This window comes from Pseudomonas sp. GM84, from assembly GCF_000282535.1.
Classification (GTDB): domain Bacteria; phylum Pseudomonadota; class Gammaproteobacteria; order Pseudomonadales; family Pseudomonadaceae; genus Aquipseudomonas.
Genome location: NZ_AKJC01000113.1, coordinates 1 through 7,967, shown reverse-complemented (window position 1 = coordinate 7,967; position 7,967 = coordinate 1). Strand labels below are relative to the sequence as shown.

Below are 7,967 nucleotides of genomic sequence, written 5' to 3'. Positions count from 1 at the left end.
TTGCCGGCGATTGGGCCGCAGAGCGGCCCTTATTCCGCCCACTCCGGGTCGCCGGTGAACACGACGGTGATCCAGCGATCCGGCCCTTCGCCACCCACGGCATCGCCAATCTCGTTACGCAGCGCGTCCCACTCGTCAATGGACTTGGCACCCATGCTCTTGGGCACGATGAAATACAGTTCGATTTCCCGCGAGCGCCCAACCTTGGCCACATAGGCCCGGTAGGACTGCAACCCGTGCTTGCTGACGAACGCCCGCGACACTTCGTCCACGTGCTGCTTGAGGTCACCTGGCGTGACCAGGAAGATTTCCGACATGGCCTGGCGCACCACCGACAGCGGCAGCGGGATGATCACCAGACACACCAGTGCCAGCACCGCCGGGTCGATGTAGGGCGACACCCATTCCCACTGCGTGCCCTGCACCGCGTAGCCGAAGCAGAAGGCGATCAGCAAGGCTGCGGTAATGCTCGCCGACATGATCCAGCCCTTGACGTCCATACGCACGAAGTCGGACTGCAGCTTGCGGTTGGCGCGGTTCTCGACCACGGCGATGGTGGCGCAGGCGATCACGGTCAGTACCGCGTAGATCATCGCGATGCCGAACTCCAGGTGGCGACCGCCTTCGAGCAGGCTGCTGACGGCGTTGATCAGCGCGTAGATGGCCACGCCGCTGAGCAGGATGCCGTTAAGTGCCAGGACCATCGGTTCCAGGTGCCAGAAGCCCATGGTGAAGCGCTCGCGCAGCTTGCGTGACAGCTGCAGGCTGGTGGCGTGCGAGGTGATCAGCTTGACCACCACCAGGGACAGGCCGCTCATGCTGGCGTCGACCAGCGAGTAGACGCCGTCGAAGACGATCGAGAACGAACCCGAGGCCAGGCCGAAGGCGATGCCGATGGTGGCGATGAACAGGGTGACGGCGATCGAGGTGCGTAGCAGGCCCTGTTCGCTGGTGATGTCGAAGAAGGGTGGTTTGTTGGGTGATTCCATGGGTAGAACTCATTCAAAAGGTTGTGGCCCTATCGCCGGCAAGCCGGCTCCCACAGGTAAAGCACAGTATTCAAAACCTGTGGCGTACCTGTGGGAGCCGGCTTGCCGGCGATAGGGCCCGTACAGACTAGACGCGAAACTGTTCCATCAAAGCCTGTTGCTGATTGGCCAATCGGTTCAATGCCTGGCTGATCCGCGCCGATTCATCCGCCTGGCCCGACAGCGATTCTGTCACATCGCGGATCCCTGCCACGTTGCGGTTCACTTCCTCGGCCACCGCGCTCTGTTCCTCCGCCGCCGAGGCAATCTGCAAGTTCATGTCGCTGATCACCGCCACCGCTTCGCCAATCCGTTGCAAGGCCGGCAGCGCCTGCTCCATGCGCGTTGCGCTGGCCTGCGCCTGACGCTGGCCAGCATGCATGGCGCCGACTACATCCTGGGTGCCTTGTTGCAGGCCTTCGATCACCTGGCGGATCTCTTCCACCGACACCTGGGTGCGCCGGGCCAGGGTGCGCACCTCGTCGGCGACCACAGCGAAGCCGCGTCCGGCTTCCCCGGCGCGAGCCGCTTCGATCGCCGCATTGAGTGCCAGCAGGTTGGTCTGCTCGGCAATGGAGCGGATCACCTCCAGTACCGAGCCGATCTGCTCGCTACGACTCTCCAGGGCGCGGGCTTCATCCACGGCCGTATTCATCCCGGCGGTCAGCTGGTCGATGGCCTCGCGGGTGCTGGCGATCAGTTGCAAGCCCTCGCGGCTGGCCTGGTCGGCGCCGCGTGCTGCCTGGGCTGCCTGGGCGGCGTTGTGGGCGACATCCTGGGCCGTGGCGCTCATTTCATTGGCGGCTGTGGCTACCTGCTCGATTTCGCGTTGCTGCTGCTGCATGCCACTGCTGGTCTGGCTGGCGATGGCCGCAGACTGGTCAGCGGTGCCACGGGCTTCGAGCAGCGACCCCTTGACCTGGGCAATCACCGGTTGCAGCTTGTCGAGGAAGCGGTTGAACCAGCCGCTGAGCTGGCCCAGTTCGTCCTGTCGGGCGTATTCCAGGCGGCGGGTGAGGTCGCCTTCGCCGCTGGCGATGTCTTCCAGCCGCGCGGCCACGGCCAGGATCGGCCGGGTCACGCCACGCGCGGTCAGCCAGACCAGCAGCAGACCGAGTACCGCTGCGCCCAGGCCGATCAGCAGGCCGTTCAGGTTGGCGCTCTGGTTGTGCGCGTCCAGGCGCTGGTTGAGGGCCACGGCAGGCGCCTGGAGCACGGCCTCAGGCAGTTCCAGAAACACTTGCCACGGGGCTGCGTCGGGGATCGGCGAGAACGGCCGGGCGACCCGCAACAGGCCACTGGCCACGGCCTGGTCAAGCGGTGCGCCCAGCTTCGAGCTGTCGCGGCTGTGGCCGGCCAGCAGGCCGCTGGCGCTGACGATACTGACCTGGCCCTGGCCGTCGAACAGGTCTTGGCGGCCTTCCAGGCTCAACTGCTGCAGGTTGTCCAGGCCGATGTCCAGGCCGACCACGCCGACCACCTTGCCATTCTCCAGCAGTGGCAGGGCAATGCTGGTCATCAGCACCTGGCGGCCATTGACCTCGTCCAGGTAGGGTTCGAGCACGCAGGCTCTGGCCGTCTCCTCGGGGCAGGTCAGCCAGCGGTTCTTGGGGGCGCCGTTGGTGCCGAGGCTGCTGTCGTTGAGCATCGATTCGGGCATGGCCTCGAGTTCCAGCGTGCCTGGGCGTGGTTGCGACCAGTACAGCGAGAAGCGCCCGCTTTCGTTGCTGCCGAGCGCGTCCTGGCCGACGAATTGACTGTCCTGATGGTCCAGTGCGTTGGGCTGGTACACCAGGTACAGGCCGATCACGTCGGGGTTGCCGGCAAGGCTGGCGTGGGCCTGGCGGGTCAGCTCGGCGCGCAGGTCGCTGCCGCCACGGGCCTTGAGCACCTGTACCAGGTGGGCGAAGCCATTGGCGTACTGGTAGCCATCCATGAAGTAGCGCTGGATACGCAGGGCTTGGGTTTCGGCGTGGGCCTGCAGGCGCAGGCGTGCGCTGTGATCGAGCATTTCGCTGTTGGCCTGGCTGACCAGAGCCGCGCTACGCCGAGCCTGGGTCAGCGAGGTGGCCACCAGCAAGGCGACGATGGCCAGCAGGCAGAGGCCGGCGAGCAGGGTGATCTTCCATTGGATGGACAGGCGGCGCAGCGGCATCTTGGCTTTCCTTATCGAAGATGAACAACGCCCGCGTTCAGGCGCGGGCGTTGTCGGTGGCAAGTGTCATTCGGCGACGTAGTTCGGCGGTGCGACCCGGAAGGCCTTGGTCAGCCAGGCCAGGTACACCAGCCCCAGCAACGCCCAGAGGCCGCCAAACACCAGCGAGTGCTCATTGAGGTCGAGCCAGAGCTTGGCAATGATGCAGAAGCCGATGGTCGGCAGCACCAGGTACTTCAACTTGTTGGCCAGCCCCTGGCGGTTGCCCTCGCGCAGGTAGCAGTGGCAGATCACCGACAGGTTGACGAAGCTGAAGGCCACCAGCGCGCCGAAGTTGATGATCGAGGTGGCGGTCACCAGGTCGAAGTAGATGGCCGACAGGGCAATCACGCCGACCACGGCAATGTTCACCACCGGGGTCTTGTAACGCGAGTGCAGGCGAGCGAACACGCTGCTGGGGATCACGTTGTCACGGCCCATGACGTACAGCAGGCGCGACACGCTGGTTTGCGAGGCCAGGCCCGAGGCGATGGTGTTGATCACGGTGCAGGCGATGAAGATCGACTGGAACAGCTTGCCACCGACGTACAGGGCGATTTCCGGCAAGGCCGCTTCCGGGTCGTGGAAGCGGGCGTTGTTGGGGAAGTACGCCTGCATGAAGTACGACACCGCGATGAACACCACGCCGCCGATCAGGGCGGTGAGGAAGATTGCCCGCGGGATGATCTTGCCCGGGTCCTTGGTTTCTTCCGACAGGCAGGTGACCGCGTCGAAGCCAAGGAACGAGAAGCACAGGATGGTCGCGCCGGCAGCCAGGGCACTGAGCTGCGTCTGCGAGTCGGTAAAGGGTGTCAGGCTCCAGGTGGTGCCCAGCCCTTCGCCTTGGCCCAGGCCGCGCACGCAGAGGTAGATGAACACCGACATGATCACCAGCTGCACGACCACGAACAGCAGGTTGAAGTGCGCCACCAGGTTGATGCTGCGCATGTTGATCAGGCTGATCAGGGTGACGAAGCCGGCCACCCACATCCACTCCGGCACCTCAGGGAACATGGCCGAGAGGTAGAGCTTGGCCAGCAGCGCGTTGACCATGGGCAGCAACAGGTAGTCGAGCAGCGACGACCAGCCGACCAGGAAGCCTACGTGAGGGTTGATGGCGCGTTGGGTATAGGTGTAGGCCGAACCCGACTGTGGGAAGCGACGCACCAGGGTTCCGTAACTCACGGCAGTGAACAGGACGCCGGCCAAGGCCAGCAGGTAGGCGCTGGGAACGTGACCGGAAGTAATGCCGGAAACGATGCCGAAAGTGTCGAACACGGTCATTGGCGTGAGGTATGCCAAGCCGATGATGACCACGTGCCAGAGGCGCAGGGATTTACGGAATTGGCCGTTGCCGGTGGCGTTGTGGTCAGTCTGCATGCTGGTGTGGCTCCATGTTGTTCACCTTTTTTGTTTGGAGCAGAGGTAGGCGCGGGCTAGGCGCCGATGTCAGGCTGGCAGTACCTTGACGAGGAGAGTGAAGCGTGCGGGCAGGGGCATCCGAGCATCATGACGGCGCGACTTTTTCTTCTTCGTGGATCGGGCGCTGGGCGAGGTGGTGAAAATAAAAAACGATGGGCCGATGGGTGTCAAGTTAAACATGACAAGATGTTACGAAATTGAAATTTTTATCGATTAAATGGCCAAAATGTTCACTTTGTACGCGGTTTTTTGCGAATTTGAATCGACTTTGATGTTCGTAAAAATGAACGGCTGGGCGGTTTTCCCGTCTTGCGTAGGGCATTTCTTAAAGCGCGAATTTGCTTCAGCTGCGAGCACCGGATCGAAGCTGCAGTGATATTCTTTTGCCCTCTGCACGACCATCGGGTCGCGTGCAAGCCATATGGACATCGAACGGTTCTATTCATGAAGAAATCAGTAGGCATCCTTTCCGGCCTGGCCATCGCCATTGCCGTCGCAACCACCGCTGGCGCCTGGTACACCGGCAAGCAACTGCCCACGGAACTGGAACGCTCCGTCAACCTTGCCAATGCCGAGCTGAAGAAGGTCCTGGTGGGGACTGGCGGCAGCATGATCATCGAGCGGGTCGGGTTGGAGCAGCACTTCTTCACCAGCACTGCTCAGTACCGGCTCAAGGCCAAGGACATCAACCTTGGCGATGGCAGTGGCGATACGGTCAACTTCGAAGTCGGCTTCACCGACCAGATCGAGCATGGCCCATTCCCCTGGTCGCGGGTCAAGGCGCTGAAGCTCATGCCGGTAATGGCCACCAGCAACACTGTGCTGCAGAAAGACGACTTCACGGCCCCTTGGTTCGCCGCCACCGGTGAACAGCCGCCGATCACCACGCATGTCAGCCTGGGCTACGGCGGCAGTGCTGACAGCACCATCCAGCTGGCGCCGTTCAAGGTCAACCAGGCCAACGGCAGCAGCATCGATTTTTCTGGGTTGAAGCTGGAGGCCACGGGCGACAAGGATGGCAAGGCATCCAAGTTCCATGGCGCCGCCGAGCGTTTGGACATCAAGCTGGTGGGCGAAGACCACCCGCCGGCGACCTTCGAGCTCCAGGGGTTGAAGATCGACGGCAAGCTGGCGGCTACCGAGCATGAAATGATTTACGTCGGCAATATCGACCTGCACCTGGCGCAGGCCAAAGCCACCATGGGGCCGAAGCAGCAAGTGCTGTTGCTCAAAAGCCTCGAGCAGAATGTCGTGCAGACCCTCGACGGCCCCAACACCGTCGGTGGGCGAGTGGATTACAAGGTTTCGGACATTACCTGGGACGGCCGCGCGGTCGGCAGCGGGCAGATGGCGGTGAGCATCAAGTCGCTCAATGCCCCGGCCTTGCAGGCGCTGTCACTGTGGTACCAGGCGCACTTGCCGGAGTTCGAGGCGGCGGCTGCGGCCGGCCAGCCGGTACCGGAGATCCAGATGGACGAGGCGGAAAAGGCCAAGTTCCAGGGCAACCTGCAGCAGTTGCTGGCGTCCAAGCCGCAGGTGGCGGTGGAGAACCTGTCGTTCAAGACCGCCAATGGCGAGAGCCGTTTCAACCTGTCGATGGATTTCGCCAGCCCGACCTCCTTCGATTTGCCGCCTGACCAGCTGAGCAAGCAGTTGATCACCCAGGTCAAGAGCAAGCTCTCGCTGTCCAAGCCGATGATCGGTGACCTGGCGACCCTGCAGGCCTTGCTGGAAGGGCAGACCGACGCTCAGGCGATTGCCATGCAGTCCAGCCAGGCCGGTGAGATGGTCGGCATGATGGCGCTGCAGAGCGGCATGGCCACCGTGCAGGGCAATGAGGTGGTGTCGAGCCTGCACTATGCCGACGGCATGGTCGACTTCAACGGCAAGAAGATGACCGTCGAGGAGTTCGCCATGATCCTGGCGGCGCACTTTGCGGCGATGCAGCCGCAGGGGTGATCTGCAGGGGCCCTATCGCCGGCTTGCCGGCGATAGGGCCCCTGCAGGCAACACAAAAACCCCTTTAGAAATCCCTTGATTGTCTGTAGCCTTCGGCGTCCGATAATAATCCGCGCCCGCAGAGGGCCGTGGCGGCGTGCTAGCCGTCCGGCACCCTTAGCCGATCTGTCAGGGCCGGGTGGTACACTCGATTTGACGCGCACGCGCGCCTGCAGGTCCAGCGATCATGACCCAGATTTCCGAACGCCTGTTGGTTCAGGCCCACCTTGATGCCAAGCAGCCCAACCCGCTGACCGCCGAGCAGGAGGCCGAATACCGTGCGGCCATCGCTGCCGAGCTGAAGGCGCAGAATGCCGTGTTGGTCGCCCATTACTACTGCGATCCGGTCATCCAGGCGCTGGCCGAAGAAACCGGTGGTTGCGTGTCCGACTCGTTGGAAATGGCCCGCTTCGGCAAGAACCACCCGGCTGACACCGTGATCGTCGCCGGCGTGCGCTTCATGGGCGAAACGGCCAAGATCCTCACCCCGGAAAAACGCGTGCTGATGCCGACCCTGGAGGCTACCTGCTCGCTCGACCTGGGCTGCCCGGTCGAAGAGTTCTCGGCCTTCTGCGACCAGCACCCCGAGCGTACCGTGGTGGTCTACGCCAATACCTCGGCTGCCGTCAAAGCGCGGGCTGACTGGGTAGTGACCTCCAGCTGCGCGCTCGAGATCGTCGAAAGCCTGATGGATAACGGCGAAACCATCATCTGGGGGCCGGACCAGCACCTGGGCCGCTATATCCAGAAGCAGACCGGTGCCGACATGCTGCTGTGGGACGGTGCCTGCATCGTCCACGAAGAGTTCAAGTCGCGCCAGCTGGCCGACATGAAGGCGCTGTACCCGGATGCCGCGATTCTGGTGCACCCCGAGTCGCCGGAGTCGGTGATCGAACTGGCCGACGCGGTTGGCTCCACCAGCCAGCTGATCAAGGCTGCGCAGACGCTGCCGAACAAGACCTTCATCGTCGCCACCGACCGCGGCATCTTCTACAAGATGAAGCAGTTGTGCCCGGACAAGGAGTTCGTCGAGGCGCCGACTGCCGGTAACGGCGCGGCCTGCCGCAGCTGCGCGCATTGTCCGTGGATGGCGATGAATACCCTGGAGCGGGTGCTGGATTGCTTGCGCACGGGTAGCAACGAAATCTTCGTTGATCCGGCGCTGGTGCCGAAGGCGATCAAGCCTTTGAACCGGATGCTGGACTTTACCCAGGCGGCGCGACTGAAGCTTTCCGGTAACGCTTAAGGGCCAATCGCCGGCAAGCCGGCTCCCACAGGTACTGCACCGTCCTCAAGAGCGGTGCAGTTACCTGTGGGAGCCGGCT

At 63.0% G+C, this 7,967-nt stretch carries 5 protein-coding genes and 1 pseudogene; 2 read left to right on the top strand and 4 right to left on the bottom strand.

Annotated elements, in window-relative coordinates; all coding sequences use genetic code 11:
- Positions 1 to 29: 29 nt before the first annotated feature.
- The 4 genes and pseudogenes from PMI38_RS10180 to PMI38_RS10170 all read right to left on the bottom strand — a co-directional run bounded on the left by PMI38_RS10180 (position 30) and on the right by PMI38_RS10170 (position 4,602).
- Positions 30 to 989, bottom strand: coding sequence for a cation diffusion facilitator family transporter (locus PMI38_RS10180; protein ID WP_008093464.1), 960 nt, complete (start codon positions 987 to 989; stop codon positions 30 to 32).
- Positions 990 to 1,116: 127 nt separating this feature from the next.
- Entirely contained in the window at positions 1,117 to 1,872 is a 756-nt protein-coding gene (locus tag PMI38_RS27875; protein WP_400639369.1) for a methyl-accepting chemotaxis protein, read from the bottom strand.
- 102 nt (positions 1,873 to 1,974) lie between these two features.
- Positions 1,975 to 2,964: pseudogene (locus PMI38_RS27870) on the bottom strand (PDC sensor domain-containing protein); the annotation flags it as partial.
- 285 nt (positions 2,965 to 3,249) lie between these two features.
- Complete coding sequence (locus tag PMI38_RS10170) at positions 3,250 to 4,602, bottom strand: APC family permease (RefSeq protein ID WP_008093462.1); 1,353 nt, start codon at positions 4,600 to 4,602, stop codon at positions 3,250 to 3,252.
- A gap of 486 nt (positions 4,603 to 5,088) precedes the next feature.
- Between PMI38_RS10170 and PMI38_RS10160 the strand changes: the two genes are divergently transcribed.
- Both PMI38_RS10160 and nadA read left to right on the top strand, forming a co-directional pair.
- Positions 5,089 to 6,603 (top strand): YdgA family protein, encoded by a 1,515-nt coding sequence (locus PMI38_RS10160; protein ID WP_008093461.1) that lies wholly within the window; start codon positions 5,089 to 5,091, stop codon positions 6,601 to 6,603.
- Positions 6,604 to 6,829: 226 nt separating this feature from the next.
- The gene (gene nadA / locus PMI38_RS10155) at positions 6,830 to 7,888 is read left to right on the top strand and encodes a quinolinate synthase NadA (protein WP_008093460.1); all 1,059 of its coding nucleotides are present in this window, start codon (positions 6,830 to 6,832) and stop codon (positions 7,886 to 7,888) included.
- Positions 7,889 to 7,967 lie beyond the last annotated feature (79 nt).

Coding starts and splice junctions, on each gene's coding strand:
- PMI38_RS10180 (WP_008093464.1), bottom strand. CDS start 989: ATGGAATCACCCAACAAACCACCCTTCTTCGACATCACCAGCGAACAG.
- PMI38_RS27875 (WP_400639369.1), bottom strand. CDS start 1,872: ATGCAGCAGCAGCAACGCGAAATCGAGCAGGTAGCCACAGCCGCCAAT.
- PMI38_RS10170 (WP_008093462.1), bottom strand. CDS start 4,602: ATGCAGACTGACCACAACGCCACCGGCAACGGCCAATTCCGTAAATCC.
- PMI38_RS10160 (WP_008093461.1), top strand. CDS start 5,089: ATGAAGAAATCAGTAGGCATCCTTTCCGGCCTGGCCATCGCCATTGCC.
- nadA (WP_008093460.1), top strand. CDS start 6,830: ATGACCCAGATTTCCGAACGCCTGTTGGTTCAGGCCCACCTTGATGCC.